Annotated in this window: 19 protein-coding genes and 1 other RNA gene; 11 read left to right on the top strand and 9 right to left on the bottom strand. The window is 35.4% G+C overall.

What is annotated here, in order from left to right; all coding sequences use genetic code 11:
* The first annotated feature begins 213 nt into the window (after window positions 1-213).
* Window positions 214-1,182, top strand: a complete 969-nt coding sequence (locus ASM33_RS07060; protein ID WP_110409333.1) for an IS110 family RNA-guided transposase — start codon at window positions 214-216, stop codon at window positions 1,180-1,182.
* A gap of 358 nt (window positions 1,183-1,540) precedes the next feature.
* Here ASM33_RS07060 and ASM33_RS07055 read toward each other — a convergent pair whose 3' ends face one another.
* The gene (locus tag ASM33_RS07055) at window positions 1,541-1,849 is read right to left on the bottom strand and encodes a transposase (protein WP_237342907.1); all 309 of its coding nucleotides are present in this window, start codon (window positions 1,847-1,849) and stop codon (window positions 1,541-1,543) included.
* A gap of 38 nt (window positions 1,850-1,887) precedes the next feature.
* Here ASM33_RS07055 and ASM33_RS07050 point away from each other — a divergent pair, with 38 nt between their 5' ends.
* The 6 genes from ASM33_RS07050 (at window position 1,888) to ASM33_RS07025 (ending at window position 6,854) form a co-directional block, all read left to right on the top strand.
* Window positions 1,888-3,363 carry an IS4 family transposase gene (locus ASM33_RS07050; protein WP_157956338.1) on the top strand — a complete coding sequence of 492 codons (1,476 nt, stop codon included), beginning with the start codon at window positions 1,888-1,890 and terminating at the stop codon, window positions 3,361-3,363.
* 375 nt (window positions 3,364-3,738) lie between these two features.
* On the top strand, window positions 3,739-4,176 hold the full coding sequence (locus ASM33_RS07045; RefSeq protein WP_110409787.1) for a hypothetical protein: 438 nt from the start codon (window positions 3,739-3,741) through the stop codon (window positions 4,174-4,176).
* Window positions 4,177-4,179: 3 nt separating this feature from the next.
* Complete coding sequence (ccmA, locus tag ASM33_RS07040; protein WP_110409788.1) at window positions 4,180-4,803, top strand: heme ABC exporter ATP-binding protein CcmA; 624 nt, start codon at window positions 4,180-4,182, stop codon at window positions 4,801-4,803.
* 129 nt (window positions 4,804-4,932) lie between these two features.
* Window positions 4,933-5,556 (top strand): nucleoside/nucleotide kinase family protein, encoded by a 624-nt coding sequence (locus ASM33_RS07035; RefSeq protein WP_179947418.1) that lies wholly within the window; start codon window positions 4,933-4,935, stop codon window positions 5,554-5,556.
* Complete coding sequence (locus ASM33_RS07030; RefSeq protein WP_110409789.1) at window positions 5,549-6,034, top strand: RNA pyrophosphohydrolase; 486 nt, start codon at window positions 5,549-5,551, stop codon at window positions 6,032-6,034. The genes ASM33_RS07035 and ASM33_RS07030 overlap by 8 nt, the downstream gene beginning before the upstream one ends.
* A gap of 16 nt (window positions 6,035-6,050) precedes the next feature.
* Complete coding sequence (locus ASM33_RS07025; RefSeq protein ID WP_110409790.1) at window positions 6,051-6,854, top strand: TatD family hydrolase; 804 nt, start codon at window positions 6,051-6,053, stop codon at window positions 6,852-6,854.
* A 39-nt stretch (window positions 6,855-6,893) separates the two neighbouring features.
* On the opposite strand, the gene ASM33_RS08840 is transcribed toward ASM33_RS07025, so the two are convergent.
* Window positions 6,894-7,028 carry a hypothetical protein gene (locus tag ASM33_RS08840; protein ID WP_257790996.1) on the bottom strand — a complete coding sequence of 45 codons (135 nt, stop codon included), beginning with the start codon at window positions 7,026-7,028 and terminating at the stop codon, window positions 6,894-6,896.
* Window positions 7,029-7,180: 152 nt separating this feature from the next.
* Window positions 7,181-8,305, bottom strand: coding sequence for an IS4 family transposase (locus ASM33_RS07020; RefSeq protein ID WP_110409390.1), 1,125 nt, complete (start codon window positions 8,303-8,305; stop codon window positions 7,181-7,183).
* Window positions 8,306-8,363: 58 nt separating this feature from the next.
* Here ASM33_RS07020 and ASM33_RS08490 point away from each other — a divergent pair, with 58 nt between their 5' ends.
* A complete protein-coding gene (locus ASM33_RS08490; protein ID WP_162297611.1) occupies window positions 8,364-8,537 on the top strand; it encodes a hypothetical protein in 174 nt (57 codons plus the stop codon).
* Here the strand turns inward: ASM33_RS08490 and ASM33_RS07015 are convergent.
* On the bottom strand, window positions 8,515-11,184 hold the full coding sequence (locus ASM33_RS07015; protein WP_112477241.1) for a hypothetical protein: 2,670 nt from the start codon (window positions 11,182-11,184) through the stop codon (window positions 8,515-8,517). The genes ASM33_RS08490 and ASM33_RS07015 overlap by 23 nt on opposite strands.
* A gap of 146 nt (window positions 11,185-11,330) precedes the next feature.
* Here ASM33_RS07015 and pheS point away from each other — a divergent pair, with 146 nt between their 5' ends.
* The 3 genes from pheS to ASM33_RS07000 all read left to right on the top strand — a co-directional run bounded on the left by pheS (window position 11,331) and on the right by ASM33_RS07000 (window position 17,427).
* Complete coding sequence (gene pheS, locus ASM33_RS07010) at window positions 11,331-12,374, top strand: phenylalanine--tRNA ligase subunit alpha (protein WP_110409793.1); 1,044 nt, start codon at window positions 11,331-11,333, stop codon at window positions 12,372-12,374.
* Complete coding sequence (gene glmU / locus ASM33_RS07005; RefSeq protein WP_237342906.1) at window positions 12,371-13,660, top strand: bifunctional UDP-N-acetylglucosamine diphosphorylase/glucosamine-1-phosphate N-acetyltransferase GlmU; 1,290 nt, start codon at window positions 12,371-12,373, stop codon at window positions 13,658-13,660. The genes pheS and glmU overlap by 4 nt, the downstream gene beginning before the upstream one ends.
* A 116-nt stretch (window positions 13,661-13,776) precedes the next feature.
* The gene (locus tag ASM33_RS07000) at window positions 13,777-17,427 is read left to right on the top strand and encodes a collagen-like domain-containing protein (protein ID WP_110409794.1); all 3,651 of its coding nucleotides are present in this window, start codon (window positions 13,777-13,779) and stop codon (window positions 17,425-17,427) included.
* Window positions 17,428-17,440: 13 nt separating this feature from the next.
* Here the strand turns inward: ASM33_RS07000 and ASM33_RS06995 are convergent, their stop codons facing one another.
* From ASM33_RS06995 to ASM33_RS06975, 5 genes are all read right to left on the bottom strand, one after another.
* Window positions 17,441-17,887 carry a ClpXP protease specificity-enhancing factor SspB gene (locus ASM33_RS06995; protein ID WP_110410556.1) on the bottom strand — a complete coding sequence of 149 codons (447 nt, stop codon included), beginning with the start codon at window positions 17,885-17,887 and terminating at the stop codon, window positions 17,441-17,443.
* A 20-nt stretch (window positions 17,888-17,907) separates the two neighbouring features.
* Window positions 17,908-18,239: a transfer-messenger RNA gene (gene ssrA / locus ASM33_RS06990) on the bottom strand.
* A gap of 46 nt (window positions 18,240-18,285) precedes the next feature.
* On the bottom strand, window positions 18,286-18,834 hold the full coding sequence (gene rsmD / locus ASM33_RS06985; protein ID WP_110410557.1) for a 16S rRNA (guanine(966)-N(2))-methyltransferase RsmD: 549 nt from the start codon (window positions 18,832-18,834) through the stop codon (window positions 18,286-18,288).
* A gap of 222 nt (window positions 18,835-19,056) precedes the next feature.
* Window positions 19,057-19,689 (bottom strand): WD_0853 family protein, encoded by a 633-nt coding sequence (locus ASM33_RS06980; protein ID WP_110409795.1) that lies wholly within the window; start codon window positions 19,687-19,689, stop codon window positions 19,057-19,059.
* A gap of 2 nt (window positions 19,690-19,691) precedes the next feature.
* The gene (locus ASM33_RS06975; protein ID WP_179947417.1) at window positions 19,692-23,012 is read right to left on the bottom strand and encodes a TrbL/VirB6 family protein; all 3,321 of its coding nucleotides are present in this window, start codon (window positions 23,010-23,012) and stop codon (window positions 19,692-19,694) included.
* Between the last annotated feature and the right edge of the window lie 69 nt (window positions 23,013-23,081).

Raw genomic sequence — 23,081 nt, 5'->3', positions numbered from 1 at the left:
GTGACACTTGTATCTTTATGATGTGAGGCATTAGAGCTAAAATACCACGCAGGGAGGGTGAAGCCGACTTGACACTAACGCCAATAAGGCCGAATTCCAGATTTTGCTCCCCTCCCATAGAGTTAAAAGACTGAACAGTATCTTTGGAATTATATCCCGTATTACAAGGTTAGTCTAAACTCTCAGTTTATTTATAGTCTTGGAGGTAATTTTATGCAAGTAAATGCTATTTTGGGTGTGGATATTTCAAAAAAGAAATTTGATGTTTGTTTGCTGATGGACAATAAAAAACGACACAAAGTCTTTCAAAATAATCAGGATGGCTTTGCAAAGCTTGTGGTTTGGTGCAATGGCCATGGAGCAAATCTTATTCATCTGTGTCTTGAGGCAACTAGCTGGTATGGGGAAGATTTGGCTACTTTTATGCACGATTTAGGGCATAATGTTAGTATAGTAAACCCGGCTCAAATCAAGGCTTTTGGCAAAAGTGAGCTGCTCAGAAATAAAACAGATAAATCAGATGCAGCTATGATAGCTAGATTTTGTATCGCTAATAAACCTGCTCTTTGGAAACCAATTGCACCTGAAATGAGGCATTTAAGAGATCTTTACCGTTGTATGCAATCGCTAAAAAATGATAAATTGCAACAGATGAACCGCTTGGAAAATGAAAATATGCATTCCAGCTGCAAAGAAGCTATATCTAAGGTAATTTTGGCAATAGAGGAGCAAATTATTGTTCTCGAAACAGAAATTAATGAGCATATAAATCACTATCCACATCTAAAAAATATGGTAGAAAACCTCAAGACTATAAAAGGTATAGGACATCTTACTGCTGTTGCTGTTATTGCAGAAATGCCAGCGGCTGATAATTTTGACAATGCTAAGCAATTTACAGCTTTTGCTGGTCTAAATCCAGGACATTATGAATCTGGATCGTCTGTAAGTAAGAGAAGTTGCATATGTAAAATAGGATCTGAGCGCGTCCGAAAAGCCCTTTATATGCCAGCTATAGTAGTCAAAAACCATAATAATCATTTTCAAAAATTTTGTCAGCGTCTAGCAAGTAAAGGTAAATGCCCAAAAGTCATAGTCCTTGCGTTAATGAGAAAATTAATGCATGTCTTTTTTGGTATTCTTAAAAACAATCAACCATTTAATTGTAATTTAGTTGGATAATTTGTTTGACATCAAAGACAGTATCTGGGATCTAGCAAGCGAAGGTTGCATATAATACGTTGTTGGCATTGAAAATATATAAATAGATTCTAGCGTCACGCGCTAGAATGACAAAGGCGTGTAGTATTTTTGAGCTATGCAACAAAGCCGGATGACAGGAGGAGTGCTAATGAAATGACACCAAAGGTTGATGTTTTTGGTTTACTTTCTCGCTAAATTAGACGTTCGTACAGTTGTGGATTTATTCGCGGTATCTCAGCATAGATCCCGCTGACAAGCAGCAGGATGACGAGGTTTTTCGATTATTAATGGCTTTGTTGCATAGCTACTTTCTCATTTCCTTTCCCAAGAAATTAGATCATGCAATCAACTGAAATTTAGCGATGCCAATATTAATAAATTCATTGAGTAAATTGCATTTTATTATTACTTCGTTTCTGCGATTTTCTTCCGATTTGTTCTTTAAATGAAATCCAAATATACGCTTAAATCTCCAAAAAAAACCCTCTATGTGAGCCCTTTTTCCATAATTTACATCTTTTTTCCACACCTCTACACCTTCTGCGTGATTTTTATGCATTTTTATTAATTTAATTGCTTCATTTCGATCACACATATAGTCGAATTTTGAACATTCTACTGCATTAACATACTTACTTTTACCCACAAATATAAAAAAGCTAGTAAAATAGCAAATTCATATATTTGATAAAGGGTTTAAAAATGTACGGAGTAAATACAAATACGCAATATACTGATAGCTTAGGGGACAAATGGCTAGAAAGAGAGTTGAGACATGTTAATCTGGGAGATATAAGGCTTAATAAGAGGCTTATTACAACAAGTTATCTTATAGAGCGTAAGGCATCTGGATCAATTAATCAAAGTTGTGGTGGATGGAAAGAAGCTAAGGGCGCGTACAGGTTGTTTAGTAATGAAAAGCTTGAGGCCGAGAAAATTTATTCTTCTCATCATAAAGAAACAGCGGAAAGGATAAAAGGAAATAAGCTTATATTTTCAATCCAAGATACTAGTTATTTGGATTTTGACTCTCATATAAATACCAAAGGGCTAGGCAGTATTTCTAAAGCTTATACAAAGCATAAAAAGGGTTTGCTGCTGCATAGTGCCTTAATGGTCAGTAAAGAAGGATTACCTTTAGGTTTATCTTCTCAACAGTGCTGGGCGCGTCCCGCTAGAAAAGAAGAAACAGCAAAAGAAAAAGCAAATAGGAAATACCGTACTTCTATAGAGGAGAAAGAAAGTTATAAGTGGATAGCAGCACTAAAAGAAACCATAAATAACGTTTCCAAAGATGTACAACTTGTCACTCTTGGTGATAGGGAAGCAGATATCTTCAAATTTTTATGGATAGCTGAATCATTGGGTAGTTTTTATGTAATCCGTAACCGAGCTAATAGAAAATTTATCTGTACTGAAGAGGGAAAAACAGATTTGCAAACACGCATAGCTCAACTTCCGGTAAAAGAGAAAATCGTCTTGGAAGTTGCTAAAAACGGGCACCAGAAGTCAAGAAAAGCAAATATTGAAGTAAAATATATGAAAGGCTATATACCTATCAGAGCGCCTTACATTTATGGGTCAAAAGATACAGCACATAAAATAAGTGATAAAGTCGCTGTATATGTGGTAAGCGCAAAGGAAATGGATCCTCCTAAAGGAGTTGAAGCTATCGATTGGACTTTGTTAACTAATGTACCAGTTAATAGCACTTTAGATGCCATAGAAAGGATAAATTGGTATAAGCTACGATGGAAAATTGAAGAATACTTTAGAATTTTAAAATCAGGATGTAAAATAGAAAGCTCTCGTTTAACTACAAAGGAAAGGCTACAGAAATTAATTGCTATAAAGAGCATTATTACATTTAAAATTTTATATTTAACAAAAGTGGCTTTATCGCATCCTATGGAGGCTTGCACTAAGGTTCTAAGCAATGAAGAGTGGAAAGCTCTTTACATACGTGAGCATCAAGTGGCCACATTGCCCGAAGAACCTCCAAACATAAAACAAGCTATTATTTGGTTAGGAAAATTAGGTGGGTTTATGAATAGAAAAGGTGATAATTTACCAGGAAGTATGACTCTATGGCGAGGCTATGAAAATCTTAGAGAGAGCATGGTTATGCTTCACATAATAACTTCTCAAAGTTATGGGTAAAAGTAAGCGCATATGTCAGGTGAACAATTTGCTACTTATACAATGGATGAAGACCGCTACAATATACGACAAGAGCTTTCACATGCTCTTCATTATGCTGCAGACTCGTTAATCTAAAATCAAGAAGGCACGATTTGGTCATCAATGTATTACAATTTTGACCTTTCGGTATTTTAACCGTATCAGGAGTTTTTATATTAATATAAAAGCTCCTATTCATTTGCCATAGATAATCTTCTATGCTTAAGTTGATATATTTTCGAAATTTTCCCTGCTTTTCTCACTTTGTTACGGAAATCCCTCGAAAAATTGCAAAATTTCTATAATTATGGTATAATAGTGGGTGGCGCTTTGTAATAAACTTAAGTAAAGAAAATGTCTTTCGAGCATATCATTATATATGGCATAGCATTACTTGTTGTTTTAAAAATATTTTTCTTTTTTAGAAAAATATATAAAAACCGCATCAGAAAGGTCGTATTTCCAAAAAAAGTTCTCAAAGAAGAGTGGGAGGAGAATCAAAAGGATAATGAGCGATATAAAGAAAAAAAGCAAAAAGAGCTCATAAAACGCCAGGAAACACTACGTGAGAGTCAGAAAAATGATGATATACAGGTTTATCACGAAGATCTAGAGATAGTTGATATTGCAAAACCAGTAGGTAAATGGACGCAAATGGTTATGCTTGGTGGAGGTTTGATGAAGCGTTTAGCGCAATTGATAAACAGAGAAGGTGGCCAGAAGGGATATTGGGAGCTATTTGTCAAAGCGCAAGCATCAACTCAGGGTAAATATAAAGGAAAGGGTAGATAATTTATGCTTGAGTGTGAAAATTTATCTTGCACTCGTAATAATAAAATATTATTCAAAGGCCTTAGCTTTAAGGCTGAGCCAAAATCAAAAATCTTAATTACTGGTCCAAATGGTAGTGGTAAAACTAGCTTGATTAGAAGTTTGTGTGGGCTGTTACCACCGACTTTGGGAAATATAAAGCATTGCGGAAAAGACATATACGATGACCCAAAATCCTATTTACCTTCTATGGTTTATGTAGGGCATAAAAATGCTTGCAAGGATAGCTTCACTGTTCTTCAAAATATAGAGTTTTGGGCAGGAATAAGAAATACGAGAGAGTTGGTTATGGCGGCTGTGTGTTGTTTTCAGTTACAGCCTGTACTGAATATAAAATATAGCGAACTCTCTGCAGGCTGGAAAAGAAGAGTTGCGCTTGCTCGTCTCTTAATTTCTAATGCAAATATTTGGCTTATAGATGAGCCATTTTGCAATCTTGACAGTGCAACGTGTGAACTTGTGCTCAACCTTATTTTAATACGCTCTGAGCAAAGTGGTATAGTAATTATTACAGGGCATAGTTCTACAGAGCAATTGTCTGGGTTTAGAGAGATCAACATATATCCAACACGACTCTCTGATTTTTGAAAAATGAAATAAAATTCTTTTTGGGCTATTTGATCATAAATTTTGGTCAAGATAAGCCTAGTTTGAGTGAGCTATACATGCATATATTTTTGTGTATAATTGATAATAGTTTTTTCTAATGTTTATTTTATGAGCAAGATTCTTATTTACTTAATCGGCTTTCCAGGTAGCGGTAAGTTTACTACTGCAAAAGAAATATGTAAAACCATTGATGCAGCGGTAATAAGTAATAATTTGTTTAATAATATTATATTTAATATCGTTGATTTGCGAAATGGTAATGTTCCAGTTGATCTATGGGAAAGCATTTTTTTAGTCAGAGAAAATATGTTAGCGATACTAGAAAAACATCACATAAAGTCAAAACATTATATATTTACAAATGAATTAATAGATGGCGATCCATATGATCAGAGAATATACAATTCAGTGATAAATTTTAGTGAAAGGATGAACTTGGATATTCTCTTTGTAGTACTGCATTGTGATACTCAAGAATTAGTAAAGCGTATTCAATCAGAGGAAAGAAGCAAGGAAAACAAAATTGCTGATCCGGACTCTGCTATGGAAAGAATTAAAGGAAAAAAACTATTTGTACCGGAAGGTGCTCTTGAATTTGATAACTCACACTTAAGCGCAAAAGAAGTTGCAAAGAAGATTGTTGAAAAAATTAAGAACAAACGTAAGCGCAGAAGAAAATTGGTTGGCACTTCTATAACAAATCATGTAGGAAAAGAGCGTATTCATGGCTGAACAAAAAAATGAATATCGCCCTTGTGTTGGCATAATGTTATTCAATAAACAAGGGCATATTTTTATTGGAAAACGTTTTGATAGCGAGTCCTATTGGCAAATGCCACAGGGAGGAGTTGATGAAGGAGAAGAATTGGAACAAGCAGCATTACGTGAGTTGCTAGAGGAGATTGGTACCAATAAAGCAGAAATTATAGCTAAAAACAAAGATTGGATATACTACGATTTGCCTGAAGAAATTATACAGATGTGCTGGAATGGAAAATATTCTGGCCAAAAGCAAAGATGGTTCTTAATGAGGTTTTGTGGAGAGGACCAGGACATTAATGTTAATTATACTGATCATCCGGAGTTCAAAGAGTGGCGTTGGCAACATGTAGATGATTTAGTAGAAGGTGCTATATCATTTAAAAAGCAAGTTTATACAGCGGTAATAGAAGAGTTTTCTTCTATTATAAAAGCTTCTATTATTGAGTGATATTTATAGCAAACTCATGATAGTAGACTCTCATTGCCATTTGATTTATTTTTCCGATGATGAAATACAAGAAGTAATTTCAAAAGCAGAGCAAAGTGGTGTAAAAATTTTACACAATATATGTATTAGTATTGACGATATTCCTAAATTATTGAAGATTTCTTCATCCTATAGTCAGGTATATTCATCTGTTGGCGTACATCCACTTGATACCACTATAGAAAACGGTGAATGCATAAAAGTTGATGAATTAGTTGAGTTTACCAAGAACCAAAAGGTAATTAGTATTGGAGAAACCGGATTAGATTTTTTTAAATCCAACAACAAAGAGAATCAGAAAAAAAGTTTTGCATCACATATAGGAGCATCAAGGGTAGCTGGATTGCCATTAGTAATTCACACGAGAAGTGCTGATAATGAGATGGCTGATATGTTGAAATCAGAAATGAAAACCGGCGCTTTTAGCGGAGTGATGCACTGCTTTGCTTCTTCCAAAGAGCTTGCTTACCAATCTATAGATTTAGGGTTATATATTTCATTTTCTGGAATCATTACATTTAAAAATGCTAACTTACTGAGAGAAATTGCAAAAAATGTCCCTCGAGAGCGTGTTTTAGTTGAAACCGATGCTCCATATCTTTCACCTGAACCTTATAGAGGGAAAAAAAATGAGCCGGCAATGGTAAAATACGTTGTGGATTGCTTAGCAGAGTTATGGAATGAATCACCAGAAAAAGTTGCAGAAATAACTACAAATAATTTTTTTAGGTTGTTTTCGAAACTAGACTATATGATGGAAAAAAGCGGTAACTTAACCTAATTACCATAAATGTAATATACTTTTTGCATAACTGCTGTTTTAGTAAAAAGTCATCATCACTTCTGGTGTCATTCCAGCGCGTGACGCTGGAATGGCTTTGTTGCATAGCTCAAAAATACTACACGCCTTTGTCATTCTAGCGCGTGACGCTGGAATCCATTTCCGTATTTTCAATGCCAACGACGTATTATATGCAACCTTCGCTTGCTAGATCCCAGTGTCACACATACAACTGTACGAACATCCCGTAAGGCGATAGGACGGGTGTTAAGTTTCAACTAAGGGTGTCATCCCAGTGCATCGACACACAAGTGTACGAACGTTTGTTATGGAAAGTGAAAAAGGTAATAATCGTAGACTTTTTCTGGGTTTCCACCACAATATTCAATGACAGGTTTTAGGATTTCAAGCCTGAGTTCATTCATAAAAGCTCTCCTTGCAAACTTATAACTCTTGATTTCGCTGCGTTTTCTGTATTCTGTTAATAAAACCGAAGCAATAAGAATCATGTATAGTGTGACCAAAATTGTGTTTTTGCTATGTCCAAGAAAATGCTTCGTGTTGAGCTCCTGCTTGATAAATTTGAAGAAAACTTCTATTGACCAGCGCCTTTTGTAAAGAGCGCAGACTTCTTCAGCAGACATTTCATAAATATTAGTCAAAAATGTGAGAACTTCGCCATTCTGTCGATTTTGCGCTTTAATTAGCCTGATTTCAAACGACAAAAATCTTGAACCTTTTTGCCCCAGCCTGACTACTACATCTTCCATTAGCTCAAGCGTTCCAGTCTGCATGCCTGCAACTTTTCCGTGGATACGCACAATTTGATAACGAATATTATCGTTGCCACGTGTGATAAAATGTATGCCTTTATCTATAAACTCCTCGAAAGTTGCACGTTTTTGCAGTCCTCGATCAAATATGCAAATCGACTCTTGACCGTGATTTAAAATCATTTCCCGGAACGATGTGCTGTCAGAGGAGCCCTTGGCTTGAGTATACAAGTTCAGCAACTTTGCAAACCTGCCGTCAGTGGCAACGGTGCACTTTACCATATTCTTTGCACCACCACGCCATGGTATTGCAGATTGCAGTAATTTGCTCGATAACTGCAGGGTTGTGGAATCTATAATTAATAGCTTTTCTTGGTCTTTTTGGTTACAAAAACTTTGTAAAACGAACGAAAAAATTCTTTCGAAGTACTTAATTGGTATCGTTTTTAAGCGGCTTGCCACCGATGAATGGCGCGTATTCAGGCAAAACATCCGACGATAATTTTCCTCGATAGTCCGCAAGCTCAGCTCGTTTTTCTCCAATATGCTGTACAGCAGTAAATTAAATATATTTTCTCCCGTAAGTTTGCCCACTTTGTAATCAACGCCAACCGCTTTGCCTATTTCATCTAACACTGCTTTCGGCAATTTTGATATTATTTCTTTGTAATAAAACACACTTCACACCCTAATTTTTTTCCTATCTTATCGCTAAATTAGACGTTCGTACAGTTGTGTGTCACACACTGGGATGACGAAAAAAGGGAAAGTTTTATTAATAATTTCAAATCTTTGCGTAGCGATGCAACAAAGCCCGCTGGAATCTATCTATTTTTTCTGGATCCCAGTATTAAGTGCTGGGATGACAGATGGTTTCGCAAGAAGTCTTATGGCTGCTCTTGAAACTTAGATTCCTCTATAGGATTTTCAATATCTATCTCCTCTACAGATCCTATATTATGTGCCTTGTATTCAGAGTGTATATAGTAAGCTAAACCTAAGACAAGTAATACGATTAACGTTAGTAATAATATGTTCAATATTAATCCAGCAAATTCTCTTGTTTCTTCTGGCAATAATCCCTGTAAAATTGGCACTTCTCCAAGTGGAAGATGCCATAAGCAAAGTATTGATATAGATGATGCTATAGCAAATACAGAGAGATAACCCTTTTTTGAGGAGAATACAGTACTTAATGATGATTTGAACGGGGTGTGAGTAACTGGTGGAGTTTTTTTTCCTATATTATTTGCCCTATATTCAGAGTATACATAATGAATTAAATTCAAGACAAGTGCCACGATTAACGCTATTAATAATATGTTCAATATTAATCCAGCAAGTTCTCTTTTTTCTTTTGGCACTAATCCCTGTAAAATTGAAACCTTTCCAAGTGGAAGATGCCATAAGCATAGTATTGATATAGAGGATGCTATAACAAATACACATGCATAACCCTCTTTTGAGGTGAATACGGTATTTAATGATGATTTGAAGGCAGTATCGGTAGTTGGTGTAGTTTTAGCTTTCTTTGCTTTTGCTGCTGGCACAGTGTATGGAGTTTGATTTTCCTCCATATTGCTTGATGGAGTGTTTTTAGGTTCAGTGGTAGGTTGTGAGTTAATCTTATCAAGTACTAGTTCAGACAATTTTGTTTTTTTATCCCATACCCTATCTTGAAAATATTGTACATCAAATTGTACTTCAAGTATCTTAAGTATATTAAATATTTCTTCAAATGTTTCTATCTTGCTTGGATTTTTCTTTCCACAAAAGATGATGTTAAACACTTTATCAAATATACAAATAAATGTTCCTCGATCTTGATCTGTATAATTTTTCATTACTTCAATGAATATTTCATCTAGTGTTTTATCATTATTATTTTTTATCGCATCTTGAGCTTTTTTTTGTGCGTTGTATGTGGTAAAACTGCCTTTAATGGATTTATATAGCGACTGTATTTTATTTTTAGGTTTATTTGGAACGCTACATAATTTGATTGAGTCATACAGCATATCTTGCTTGCGACCTATTTGCTGCAATAAGTAATCCTTATTAAATTCCAAACCAAAATTTTTCAAAGTGTTTAATACATCTTCTTCTAAAATTTCAGGTTTTTTGGAAATTTCTTTTAAAAATATAGTTTTAAAAACTGACTCAATTATTTCCATTAAAAATTTCGGATATCTCGTATCATAGTATGCTATGACTGTCTCACAAAATATTTCATCAAGCGTTTTTTGTCTTGCATTAGCTTTGCTTTCGTTGAATATCATTTCTGTTTCAGCATAATTCTTTGCTCGCTTAATAATTTCTTGTGCTTGTATGTCGTCATCATTAATTATTCCAATAGATCTTTCTATTCTTTGGATGAACGTAGGTTTGATTGTGATATGTTCTTTTTCTTCCTGATTTTCTACCACTTCTGTTAATGCGGGTTCTGCTGTAATATCTTTTTTTTCTTCCGCTTGTGTTAATGTGGGTTCTGCTGTAATACCTCTGTTTTCTTCCGCTTGTGCTAATATGTGGTCTGCTGTGGTGTGTGTTTTTTTTGGATTATTCTTTATTCTAATTCTTTGTAGAAATTTTTTTACTATTTGCATAAATTTGCGTTTTGTTGAGGTATGTTCGTTTTCTGTGCGATTTTTTTCCATTTGCGTTAATGTATGTGCTGTTGTGATGTCTTTTTTTTCTTCCTGATTTTCTTCCGCTTTAGAACTATTTGTTCCATTTGGCGTGTTTAAATTTTTAGATGTTTGGAGGTCTGAATTCTCTTCTCCTATTACCTCATCTTGCTTTGCCTCTTGTTGTTCTGGGTAGTAAGTTATAGCCAGAAGTTGTTTTTGAGGTTTTGGTATTCTTTGATGATCAAGATATCGGATTATATTAAGAAGACTAGATGGCAAGAACAAGGATTTAACCCAGTGAAAATTGCTACGCATTGCCTCAACAACTACTGGAGCGCGTATTACTTGTTTTCCACTATCTGTTAAATTACAGCCAAATGACCCTATAACTGGTACAATTTGACTTTGCTCCTTATTTTTTGCTTGTTTTAGTTTTTCTTTGAAATCTGCTTCAAATTGCTGTAAACCGCTCAGGTTAATATCTTTAACATTTATTCGTAGTTTTATTGTTACTCCTCGTAAGAGAATTTGATATGGGGCAGTCCTTATAAATTCTTCTATAGTGTTATCCTGATTAACCTTAGTCTTAAGATATTTTTTATGTAATTCTTCACTTGCCTTTGATATCTTAATACATCCTGTAAAGTTTTTGTTCTTATGTAGGCAAGTTTTAAAAAGTTTAAGTACTTTTTGTACTTGAGATATAATAGGTTTACTTTCCTCGTCTGTTAATGACTTAAGCTCAGATTGTGTTATGTCACATACGTCTTGATCTATTGTGCTCAATAACTGAAGCTTAAATGAAAATTCCTTTAAAGAATTCTTTTGTTTAAATCCCCAATTTTTAGTTTCTTCTTCAATTTGTTTACAACCAATATAACTAATTTCAATTATTTTCTTAGATTGACTGTTAGAAGAACCGAACATAGTAAATATAATTAATATATTAAACTTAAGGTAAATATATTAGTGTAATTAGTCAACGGATTAATAGTTAAGAATAGAATAATTTTTAGGTTGTTGATGATATTCAGGATTTTACTATAATTAGGGTTTAAGCTGGCATTTTAAGGATGGATAAAGAACTACTTGGTGAAATACCTTTGCTTGAAGATAAGGCAGTTTCTGAAATTGAAATTGCTTCTTCTTTGCAAGATTTAGAAAAAGTTAGGCTGTCATATTTAGGAAAAAAGGGAGCAGTGAAAGCCTACTTTGATAGTTTAAAAGAGATAGAAAATACGGAAGAAAAACGTAACTTGGGTGAAATTATCAATGCTTTACGTGATAGATTGGATTGCCTGATAAAAAGTAGAGAAAGTATACTAAAGGCAGAGGAAATTAACTCTAAATTGCAAAATGAAGCAGTTGATATCACGTTGCCTGTTAGGCCAGAAAAAATTGGCAAGATTCATCCACTCAGCAAGGTTATAAATGAAGTGAAACTCATTTTTGCACACATGGGTTTTAAGGCAGTTGATGGTCCAGACATTGAAGATGAGTTTCATGTGTTTGATGCACTAAATACTCCGAGTCATCACCCTGCTCGAGAAGAACAAGACACCTTTTATTTAAAAAACAAAATGAATGGCAAAAGAATGGTGCTTCGCACTCATACATCGTCTGTGCAGATTAGAACTATGGAGAAAGCAAAAAGTTTTCCGATTAAAATTGTTGCACCAGGTAGAGTATATAGAAATGATTTTGATGCAACTCACACTCCAATGTTCCATCAGATAGAAGGATTATATGTCAATGAAAATGTCAATATGGGACAGTTAAAATTTACTATTCATCACTTTCTTAATGAGTTTTTTGGAGATAAGGGACTAAAGATACGGTTTCGAAATAGTTTTTTTCCGTTTACTGAGCCTTCTGCAGAGGTGGATATAAGTTATAAGGGTAGCAAATGGATAGAAGTGCTTGGATGCGGAATGGTGCATCCAAATGTTTTTCAGAATGTTGGGATAGACCATACTAAGTACAATGGCTTTGCATTTGGTATTGGCATAGAAAGGTTGGCAATGCTGAAATATCAAATTGATGACCTAAGAAGCTTTTATGACAATAAAATCAATTGGCTTAATCATTACGGGTTTAATTTTTCATCTCTAGGGTGAGTAAAGTTCATACAGTAATTGTACTTGCTGCTGGTCATGGCAAGAGAATGAATTCAAGTGTACCGAAGGTTCTGCACAAAATAGGTAACTTTTCTATGCTTGAACATGTGGTTCAGAGTTCAAAACAGTTAAGACCTGAGAATATAGCGGTTGTAGTTGATCAGCCATTAGTTGAAAAATTGCAGGGCTTTAAAGATATACGGCTAATTACACAAGAGTCAATGCTAGGCACGGGTGATGCGGTTAGAACTGCAATGAGAAATCTCAAAGAACTGCCAGATCTTGGCATTGTAGTTATTCAGTATGCGGATACTCCACTTATCAAAAGCAGCACAATAACCAAGATGGTTAATTGTTTAAAAGATAATGCTCTAGTATGTCTTGGTTTTAAGGATCACAATAAAGAATACGGTAGGCTAATTCTTGAGAATGGCTCCTTAAAAGAGATCGTAGAAGCAAAGGATAGTAGAGATAGTAACGGAGAGTTTTTAGCAAATGCTGGAGTAATGGTTGCATATGCAAAAAATTTGTGCGAATTAGTAGAGAAAATAGAGTGTAATAACTCAACTCATGAATATTATTTGACTGATATAGTCTCCATTGCAGTGAAAAATGATTTGAAGGTTGGTTATGTTGTTACAGATGGAGAAGAGGCAACAGGAGTAAATAATAGAAATGACCTTCTAAAAGCTGAATTTTACTTTCAAGAAAATAAAAGAAAATTTTTCACCGACTCGGGAGTAACATTGATTGCTCCAGAAACTGTTTTTTTTTCTCTTGACACACACATTGCTAGAGATTCAATTATTGATCCATACGTTGTTTTTGGTCCTGGTGTGAAAATAGAGCCTGGTGCAAAAATAATGTCATTTTCACATTTAGAGAATTGTCTGATAAAAAGTGGTGCTACTATTGGTCCATTTGCAAGAATAAGTAAAAGCACAACTATAGGTGAAAATTCAGTAATAGGGAATTTTGTGGAAGTAAAAACAAGCGAAGTTGGTGAAAATACTAAGGTAAAACATTTAAGCTACATAGGAAATACTAAAGTAGGGCAGGGGAGTAATATTGGTGCCGGAACAGTTGTTTGTAACTATGATGGAAAAAATAAGCATGAAACAAACATAGGCAACAACTGCTTTATTGGTGCAAACAGCTCACTCATTGCACCACTTAACGTTCACGATAATTCTAAAGTTGCTGCAGGCAGCGTTATAGTTGAAGATGTGCCAGAGAAAAGCCTTGCAATAGCAAGAGAAAGACAGGTGATTAAGAAAATAAAATAATTTAATATTACCCTCTTCAACTCTAAGTTATAGATGTGTTTGCCAGCTTAATAGATAGTCAATAATTATACTATATTTAGCTAGATAGAATAAGCATAGATGAAGTTAGTATAAGCATGTCAGTAAACTCAGGCGATGTAGTTTTCAAGAAGACATTTAAGATTGAAAAAGGAGTAAGCTTAGAAAGAATATATCCTAATCTGAAGAGCAAACTTTTCAATAATGATATGCGTACTCTAATAGATGATAAATTTTTTCCTAAGTATCAAGTACTGATAACAGATACAGAAAGTAAAAGGGTTGTTGGTGAATTTCCTATGTTCGGTGTTTATTTTCACGTACTTGATGGCTCTCTTGATAAGCTTCTTAAAGTTGTTTACCCTTATCATGATAGGCCATTAATAACTTCTAGCGATTGTAGCAGTGATACCAATTGTAACTTAAAATTAGAAGTAGAGAGCAATACAAATTACTATGATTTTTTGGTTAGTGGTAACAAAGGTCAAAAATTAACGAAGAGTGAGATATTAGGATTACAGAACTTTAATCTTGCGCAGTATCATAAAGCTAAAAATAATGATCATTTTTTTCAAGTAAGACCTGCTAGTAATTCTATATTACAAGATGCTAGAAAGGATAAAGCAATACAATATTCAGCAGAATTACATGATACAGATTCTAAAACGACTTATTCCCTTCCATCAAAATATTGTATGTTTAATGACAACAATCAAATCGTGGTATGTAAGACTGACACGTGCAGGATAGTAAATCATCCCCAATTAAATCATAACTATTATATAACATTAATAAAGAAGCAAAGTGGCTATGAATGGTACTTTTCGAATCAAACTGGAACTAGAAAACAGACTGCACTCAATGAAGTGTCTTTACCGAATTTTTCTTTAGATGAAATAAACATAGACCGCACTTTGCTCAAGGAAATGGAGTTGGAATATCGACTAGATGCATTAGAAAAGGAGTCAAGCTTTGAGGGAGATATTGAAATAACAGATCGTGACGCTAGAATAGTTGCGGAGAAATTACTCGAAAAAGAAGGTAGATTAAAACATGTGATATATAAAGCGCATGTTGGTGGCAGGAATTTGCCTGAGCTGCTTGTACCAGAATTAATGAGAGATGAAACCTTTAAAAGTGAGGTAATGAATACTGTCAGAATGACTTTCACAACACTACCAACAGACGTGGCAAAGGAACATGAGTTGCAAATGAAAGTTGCAGCTGAATTAAGAGCTAATCCTGGAAGTGTAAAGGGTTCCAAAGGCGATAAGGGGGATATAGGTCCTCCTGGCACTCCTGGTTCTGCTGGAGCAACTGCAAATCAAGTTGCTGATTTATTAGTTAATCAAAAAGCAGATCAATTAGGGAAAGCAGTCCTTGGTGTGAAAGTTGGTGGAAGTACTTCAGATAAAGATAAGAGTAAATTATCAGCGAAACTAGCAGAGGATATTGTAGAGAGGTTAGTTGTTGATCAAACAAAATTAGATACTTTAGCACGAGCTGTAATGCAAAAAGAGCTTAGTAACAGAGCAGAAGATCAGCACTTCTCAAAAGGAGTAGCCCATTTTTTTGGAGAGAATGTAAAAAGAAATGATGTTCTAAAAGCGATAGTTAAAGGAGATAGAGGTGAGCAAGGTACGCCAGGTTTGCCAGGTAAAGATGGTGCACCAGGGATCCGAGGCCTTCCTGGTCAAAAAGGAGCTACAGGTTCAAGAGGTTCAGCAGGTTCTAAAGGGCAAGAGGGTTCGCAGGGTAAACAGGGGCCTGAAGGACCACAGGGTATACAAGGCATTCAAGGTCTTCCTGGCCCAGAAGGACCTACAGGCCCACGTGGTGAAAGAGGAGAGGAAGGCGCTCCAGGTGCTCCAGGTCCTCCAGGTCCAAAAGGAGCTGCAGGCTCAAGAGGTACAGCAGGTTTACAAGGTCCAGTAGGAAAAGATGGTAGGCCAGGTCATGAAGGTGAGAAAGGAGACCAAGGTCCGCCAGGAAGAGAAGGTTTTCCTGGTCTTGATGGCAAAGATGGAAAAGACGCAGATCCTGTGGAAGTTGCTGAAAAATTAGTTGCTACCAAAGCAGATAAATTGGGTGCAGCAGTGCTTGATGCAACAGGTAGTAATGGTAACCTTGCAACTCAGGTTGCTAATAAAGTGAATCTCAGCCCGCAAGATCTTGTAAATAGAATTGATGTAATAAAATTAACTGAAGGAGTAGTGAATAAATTAACTGAAGTGGAAGCAAAACAGATTACAAACACTACTGTGAATGCAATAACAAGTAATGCTACAAAGAAAAACAACCCTGATCCCGACGCTTTTAAGAAATATGAAAAATTTGCAGAAAAACTTGCTGAGTTGCTTTTGCAGAGGAGTGCTATGGATCAATCCAGTGCTGACACTCTTGTAAGAAATAAAGTCAGTGATTGGGCACTGGCTAAATATCTTCTTATACACGGTGGATTAAGTACAAAAGACAAAGCTTTTTTGTTGGCAGAGGAAAAAGTAAGTAGGGAAAAATTATCTGAGTATTTGCTTGAGTATGCTGGCTTACAAAATAACCAAAATGAAGCTAGTGCAGCTATTGATCACCTCCTTAGCCACTTTTTCAACACTAGAGCAGGTGCTGTTACGGCAGCGTTAAGGAGTAATCCTGGAAGGGCAAGAGGTCCAAAAGGTGAGCAAGGGGAGCAAGGGGAGAGAGGAGATGATGGCCATGAAGGTCCTGAAGGCCCACGTGGTGAAAGAGGGGAGGAAGGCACTCAAGGAATTCCAGGACTGCAAGGCCCAATAGGGAAAGATGGTGCGCAGGGTAAACATGGGCCTGAAGGGCCACAGGGAATACAAGGTATTCAAGGTCTTAGAGGTGATCAAGGCCCAATTGGACAAGATGCAGATCTTTCAGAAATTGCACATAGATTAGCTCACAGGTTAAAACGACCATTGAAAGGAGAGCATGGTCCTGAAGGAATACGTGGTGAGAGGGGAGATGATGTTCTTTCAGAGCAATCTCTAGACTCTAGATTGAGCAGGAGCCCAGAATTTCAGCAAAAACTTCAATTAAGAGTCACGCAGGGGGAATCTTATGATCAAGATAAAAATCAGGCAAATATTGAGCTGGAAATGGAAGGAAAAAGCGTTGTTATCGCAACTTTTTTAGAAATTGGATATTTTTTCAAAAATGATGACCTATATATACGTAATCATATAAAAGGCGAAAATATATTAATTCCAAAAAATTTTCACTTTCTCAAAGTTGTTGAAGATGGCCTTGATAACTACAACTTAGCTTTCTGTAATAATCTTGGAAATTTATTTTTTGACCACAAAAAGTACGATCCGGAGTATGCAGACTTACCAGAAGAGCACAAATTAATTGACCTAAAATATATAAAAAATGCAGCAAATATTGATTTGAGCAAGTATTATTATCACACCAATACACCATTATTTGCAGTAACGCAAGGCGAACTCGAAGGGCATTCTCTTGAGGATTACAGAGCTGACGTGTATGAAATTGCAAAAGATAAAAAAATAGGCACTTTAATCGACGAATTTGGGTTTTTTGAGAATGGTAAATTTCACCATATGGATCATCATCATGGATCTGATCAACATTCTGAAGAGCTGGATGTTAGAATTCAGGACCACGAAGGTAATTTTCAAATTGAAGGCAATACCGTCCATCCAATCACATTGTATGATGGCCACCTCGACTTGGTAGACTATTTGGGTTATTTAGTTAACTTATAAATTTTGCAGTTAACTACTTATCACGGAGCTGGTCTATTGATATAATGCTGCTATTTAAGGATTTTTGAGTACATTTTTCATTTTTGTGCTCTTTATCAGAATCTATACTGATTTTATCAAATATGAGGACATCTCCTGAAATTTTGTCACGAAATTCGTTGATAGCAAAAAACGGTATGGTAATTTGCTCTTGTTTTCCATTAAAGCTTAAACTGACGCTAAACTTATCTTCAAAAGCTTTTAAGCCGTAAAATTGATTCTGCAATATAATGAGCATTTGCATGGGGTATGAATTTTTTAAATAGTCTGGTATGATTACACCATTAAAATATGTAAAAAATAATATTTCCAAGTGAGGAGTGAAATCAACACCTGAAACAGAGTCCAAAGCTTTTTTTATAACTTGAAATTTAATAGAGTTAAGGGACTTTTTGTAATCTATTGTTCCGCTAGTAGCCATAATGTTCACCGTGCATAATTTGTGGGAAACTTCTGTTACCCGGCGTTTCCCAAACCGTGCTTATAGTAATAAAGTTACTGTGCTAAATTAAGCAGCAGCGCTCTCTACACGTTCAGCAGCAAAGTTATCGTTTGCATCTAAATTGTGAACTCTTACGGTGGTGTCTAACCGAGCAAAAGTACCATCTTTACTATGCATGTCGAGCCTTAATCGCCCCCATAAATTAAAAATATGGTGGAGGCGCCGAGTACTGCCCTCGGGTCCAATACACCTATTACAAGGTAAGTTTATTGCTATAGTGCGCAAAACGCACGCATTTATTATATAGCAATATTGAGCAAATGTCAATATAAAATCCAAACTATGGGTGAGATGTGCAGTTCCAAAGGGTATGCATCTTAAGTGGATGGAGAAAGAAAAATTATTTTTGCTACACCGTAAGTACGTTCCAAAATTACGTTAAAGTTCTTATTATATTCAAAAGCTTCATTTTTTTTTATCTCTAGAACTATTAATGCGTCATTGTTTAACCAATCTGAGTTTATTAGCCCATCTAAAGTTGATGCAATTAAATTACTATTATAAGGTGGGTCTATAAAAACTATATCACACTTTGAAATAGGCTGTGGTAATTTATCAGCGCTACAACAAATTAGCGTGACGTTGCCCGTAACTCCAAAATCTTCTGCTGTTTTTTTAGGAAATTGCAAGTTGTAATAATCTGAATCTACCATGAATGCATGTTTGGCACCGCGAGAAAGTGCTTCAAATGCCAAGGAGCCACCACCACAGAATAAATCAAGCACATTTAAGTTATAAATAGGCTTTCTTGAGGAAAGTATACTAAATATTGCTTCACGTACGATACTCATAGTTGGTCGTGCGGATAAATGCTTACCTGTAGCTATCTTCCTTCCGCGGTATTTTCCTGCAATGATACGCAGCATATTAAGTTCCAAATCACTAATAGACTCCTTTCGAAACTCTACTTCTGTGGGCAATTGCGTTGTTGCTTCTGTGCTCAAATCCTCATGTATGTTCAATACACTCTGGTTTTCCGCTCCGTGTGCTCCTAGCACTTGCCCCTCAAAAGCGAATTTTGAAAGAAGTCTAATTATTTAACGCTATATAATTAATGTCAATAGTAGCTGAGTGGAGAGATATCAGAGTCACTTATTTTTTTTCGATTTCTCTACTATATCGATAGCTTGACCAATCTCATCTTGCAAATCATCGTGATCATTTCTTTCGTCGTAGTTTTGCCCTTCAATTCTACTTTCTAACTCCAGCTTAATTATAGTATTGATTTTATCTATTTGCTCAAGAAAGCCCTCATGTTCTCCATTGCCATATTCTTCACCAGATGCATTTTTCCTGATAAATATGTCCCTAAAGCCTGCTAAGTCTGAATCTTGATCAGTATTTAGCACAATGTTTCTTTCTATAAAGCTAAGGTCTGAAAGTAATAAACTAACCTCTAACAAATCTTCACTTTTTATGCTTTCAAGAGCTTCAAGATTGTCTAAAATGTTAAACATCTTAGATTCTTCTTGTGCGATCTCATGATCTTCTTTATCAAACATAGGCCATAACCCATTGTCATCGATAAATTTCTCGCTAAGAGCTTTATTTAATTTAGCAAAATAGGAATCGTTATCTGGTGATACGCTATCAAGCAATATATCCACCCTTGCCCTGCGTGCATTCGACACATCATCGTAGTCATTCAGCTTTATATTACCATCATCGTCTTGCTGGAGTTTATAATAATCAAAGCCTTTAAAATTTTTATTAGCCTTCATCACTAATTATCCCCTTCTGTATCTGGTTCTTCAGTTGGCAATCCCCTTCTTCTAACTGATTCATCTGATGAAGTTGGTGGACTTGGCGCCTTCCTTTTTGGCGGTGTTCTTGTTGTTCCAGAACCTGGTGTACCTCTTCTGATTGAGTCGTGCGATGGTGACTCCGAAGGTGCTCCAGTTGCTCTCAGCGATTCGCTGGATGATGGATGTGCAGTTGATGATTCATTCGATTGGTTATTATCACTTTCTTTTTTATGTTTTTCTGGCTTTCTTGTTCTGCCGATAGTGTGATCATGAAGCTTTTCTAAGAATGCTTCCCTGTGCGATTTCGCTCTATGGAGTAGATTATATTGATAACCATCTTTTTCTCCTGTAGCAGGATTAATTCCGTTCATAGAATCAAGGCCGTGTTTCCAAGTAAACTTCATAGCATCTTCTATTGTATAGCCTAAGTGTGACCCTACATAGCCTTTGTAGTAGTCTAAATACTTATCGATTTTCCTATGCGTAATATCTTCTTTATCAACTCCAAATGCTCTGTAAATCTTCTCTTCAAGCCTATCAACATCATTTTCAGGTGATGTGGCAAATTTAGTTGCTTCAATGGTAGCGTTTACAAGTTTACGTGGAACATTAATAGCATGTTCAAATACTCCACCAACTATTGGTATTCTACCTAAAAGATGAGCTGTGCCTCCAGCTAGTTTATTAGGAAGTCCAGTAGCAAATTTACCTAGAGACTCTAAGCCTCCACCAACAAGACCTTGCAACGAATGTTTAGGTATGGAAATAAGCTGCATTAAGCTCACATTTTCCCCCTTTATGTTAAACGATATCTGAGATAATATACCACCTCCCTGATACATACTGGATGTACTGTAAGCACTGTATCCACCACCAGCAAGACCTGAGCCCATTTCTTGCACTAATTTGCGCAAGGAGAACATTAAAAATGAAAGCAAAAATAGTATAACAATTTCCCACACGTTAAGTAAGTCACCTATATCTATATCTTTCACTATTTGATAGTCTCTATTATCCTGATATTTTTTGTTTAATTCATAAAAATCTTCCAATTTACAGCTTCCATCACTTTCAATAACCTTTTCCGTCAAAGACTTGATTTCATTTTTTAAACTTGGTTGTAGAATCACCTTTTTTATGGTGTCTCTATAATTAGTACACTGGCTTGCATTTCCTAGCTGTCTGCAATAAGCTTCTGTTACTTCATCTATCTTTTTGCTTATATTATCAATCAATAATAAGATATCAAATTTTTCCACTGCATGTGATAAACTGTTTGTTAAACGCACAAGATCTTTGACTTCTTTATCACACTCTCCATTAACTACTATATCACTTTCTGCAATATAATGATCTGCTGGATTATTCTGAGTACCAGGAACTGGATTAAAGAAAGGGTAATCTATATAACGAAAACCTTTTTCAATATAGTCAGGTGGAAGAGGGATATATGCAGCACCGCCAGTAAACTTTACTGTACCTCCTCTCCTGCTTATGCTTTCTATACCGTCCATACTTTCATCTATATTAATTGAGGAGGCTTCACCGATAGTATAAGGTACAAAAACTTGCCCTGGAGTCCAACCGAAGTACTGCTTATCAATAATACAAAAACCTCCCATCCATGATGGAATGCAAAGTCTTACTTCGAACCATTTATTGTAACATACAGTAAAACCTAACTGCCTATAGAAGGTGTCCATTACCATCGCACCAAGCAGTGACAACAGAGTGAATATCATAACTGATTTTAAACAAAAACTGATACAGAACTTTATCCAACCTTCAAATAGGTCTTTTAGTTTTGAAAATAGAATAGAGACTAGGAACAGTGGCATTATAGCTATAAGAAAAGCTATACCCATAAAACCAGTGAGAAATATTATGAAAGCATACAAGCATAACAAGAAATATAGAACAATCCCTATGAAAATTAACGGTATCAGAAGAGCGCTTAACCACATTTGATAATGTAAAAACGCTGCAAATTTTTTCCAAACAGAATCAGAAAAAAACTTCCAAAACATGTTTTCCATGAAACCGAACAAATGCTTAGTATTTGCATTAGGAGAAAAATTAGTAATTACCTTTATCAACTGCTCAAGGCCTTCAACAAACAAAATAAGAAAATGATTATAGAAAAATTCGAAACTTCCAGGAGATAAAAGCATTACTACGAGTGCAATCTTCATCATTCTAACAAGCATATCTTGCTTAGTGTCTTGTACCATGCCAAAAAGATAAAGAAGTGATGAAATCACTACAAACAAGACAAGCAAGGAAAGTACGAAATTATGAAAACTTGAGCCCTCTTTAACTATGTTTTCGAACATAGCCTGCGCAGCCGCAGGATCATCACTATTAAAATATCCTTGGCAATTTTTATTGATCAATAATACACATTTTAGAAATTTATAAATATCGTCAAAAAATCCAAAGTTACTTTGTTGCTGAACTCCACCCAAAAACTCGAACGAATAGCCACCTGCATTATCTAAATAATACCCATCTAATATTTTTACATATATTTTCCATCCCTCTTGTAACTTCAGTGAATTACAATCTAAATCCTTTAATTGATTGCTATTTCTGTCCAGAGTAAAAACTCCACTGTCGCCTTCTGCTGTAGAATTATAACCTAAATGTATAGTAGGGGATGAAGGATTACGCATAGATTTCAGATTTTGATTTGGGTTTGGCTCGCCCTCTCTTCTAAATAAAAGATAAGCACCATGGCCATTGGTAAACCAACATGGAATGCCGCGATTTGTATTTCCGCTTTCCTCAATAAATTTACAATTTACGCCAGAACAATTTGAAACATCTTGTTTTTTTATTTTATAGTCATTACAAACTAAGTGAAAATCAGGTAATTTGTTATCACCTTGCCTTCCTTCGAATTTAGTTGCATATTTTAATTTTTCCAAATCTTGCAAGCTATAATTACCTTTAGATTCTTTCTTATTACCATCACTCCAAGATGTCCATGCACCATTAGCTCTTACTACTAAACTATCTCCATTGGTTTCTAGTCCTGTATCTTCCCACCTAACTACTTGATTATGATGAAAACCATAATTAATTTCACCAGTATTGGGATCAATAATTTCTTTATCTTCAGGAATAAAGTTATCATGATCACTTGGAAAATGAGCACTGACTGAGATAGGGTTAGGACCAAAATAATCAGCTGATATACATCTTGGAAAAGGCATATCATTCTTGCTGCAGCCTGTTATCAAAACATAAGCTGCAAAAAGCAACAACTTAAACCAATATCTACTAAAATGTAGTTTCATATCCAAACTTCTTCTAAATACAGAAATAAATTTCTAAAATTTTACTTAAAATATCTTTTTAATTCGTTA

The organism is Wolbachia endosymbiont of Folsomia candida, assembly GCF_001931755.2.
In the GTDB taxonomy this organism is placed as follows: Bacteria; Pseudomonadota; Alphaproteobacteria; order Rickettsiales; family Anaplasmataceae; genus Wolbachia.
This window is presented reverse-complemented; position numbering and strand designations above follow the sequence as displayed.

Coding starts and splice junctions, on each gene's coding strand:
- ASM33_RS07060 (WP_110409333.1), top strand. CDS start 214: ATGCAAGTAAATGCTATTTTGGGTGTGGATATTTCAAAAAAGAAATTT.
- ASM33_RS07045 (WP_110409787.1), top strand. CDS start 3,739: ATGTCTTTCGAGCATATCATTATATATGGCATAGCATTACTTGTTGTT.
- ccmA (WP_110409788.1), top strand. CDS start 4,180: ATGCTTGAGTGTGAAAATTTATCTTGCACTCGTAATAATAAAATATTA.
- ASM33_RS07035 (WP_179947418.1), top strand. CDS start 4,933: ATGAGCAAGATTCTTATTTACTTAATCGGCTTTCCAGGTAGCGGTAAG.
- ASM33_RS07030 (WP_110409789.1), top strand. CDS start 5,549: ATGGCTGAACAAAAAAATGAATATCGCCCTTGTGTTGGCATAATGTTA.
- ASM33_RS07025 (WP_110409790.1), top strand. CDS start 6,051: ATGATAGTAGACTCTCATTGCCATTTGATTTATTTTTCCGATGATGAA.
- ASM33_RS07015 (WP_112477241.1), bottom strand. CDS start 11,184: ATGTTCGGTTCTTCTAACAGTCAATCTAAGAAAATAATTGAAATTAGT.
- pheS (WP_110409793.1), top strand. CDS start 11,331: ATGGATAAAGAACTACTTGGTGAAATACCTTTGCTTGAAGATAAGGCA.
- ASM33_RS07000 (WP_110409794.1), top strand. CDS start 13,777: ATGTCAGTAAACTCAGGCGATGTAGTTTTCAAGAAGACATTTAAGATT.
- ASM33_RS06995 (WP_110410556.1), bottom strand. CDS start 17,887: ATGGCTACTAGCGGAACAATAGATTACAAAAAGTCCCTTAACTCTATT.
- rsmD (WP_110410557.1), bottom strand. CDS start 18,834: ATGCTGCGTATCATTGCAGGAAAATACCGCGGAAGGAAGATAGCTACA.
- ASM33_RS06980 (WP_110409795.1), bottom strand. CDS start 19,689: ATGAAGGCTAATAAAAATTTTAAAGGCTTTGATTATTATAAACTCCAG.
- ASM33_RS06975 (WP_179947417.1), bottom strand. CDS start 23,012: ATGAAACTACATTTTAGTAGATATTGGTTTAAGTTGTTGCTTTTTGCA.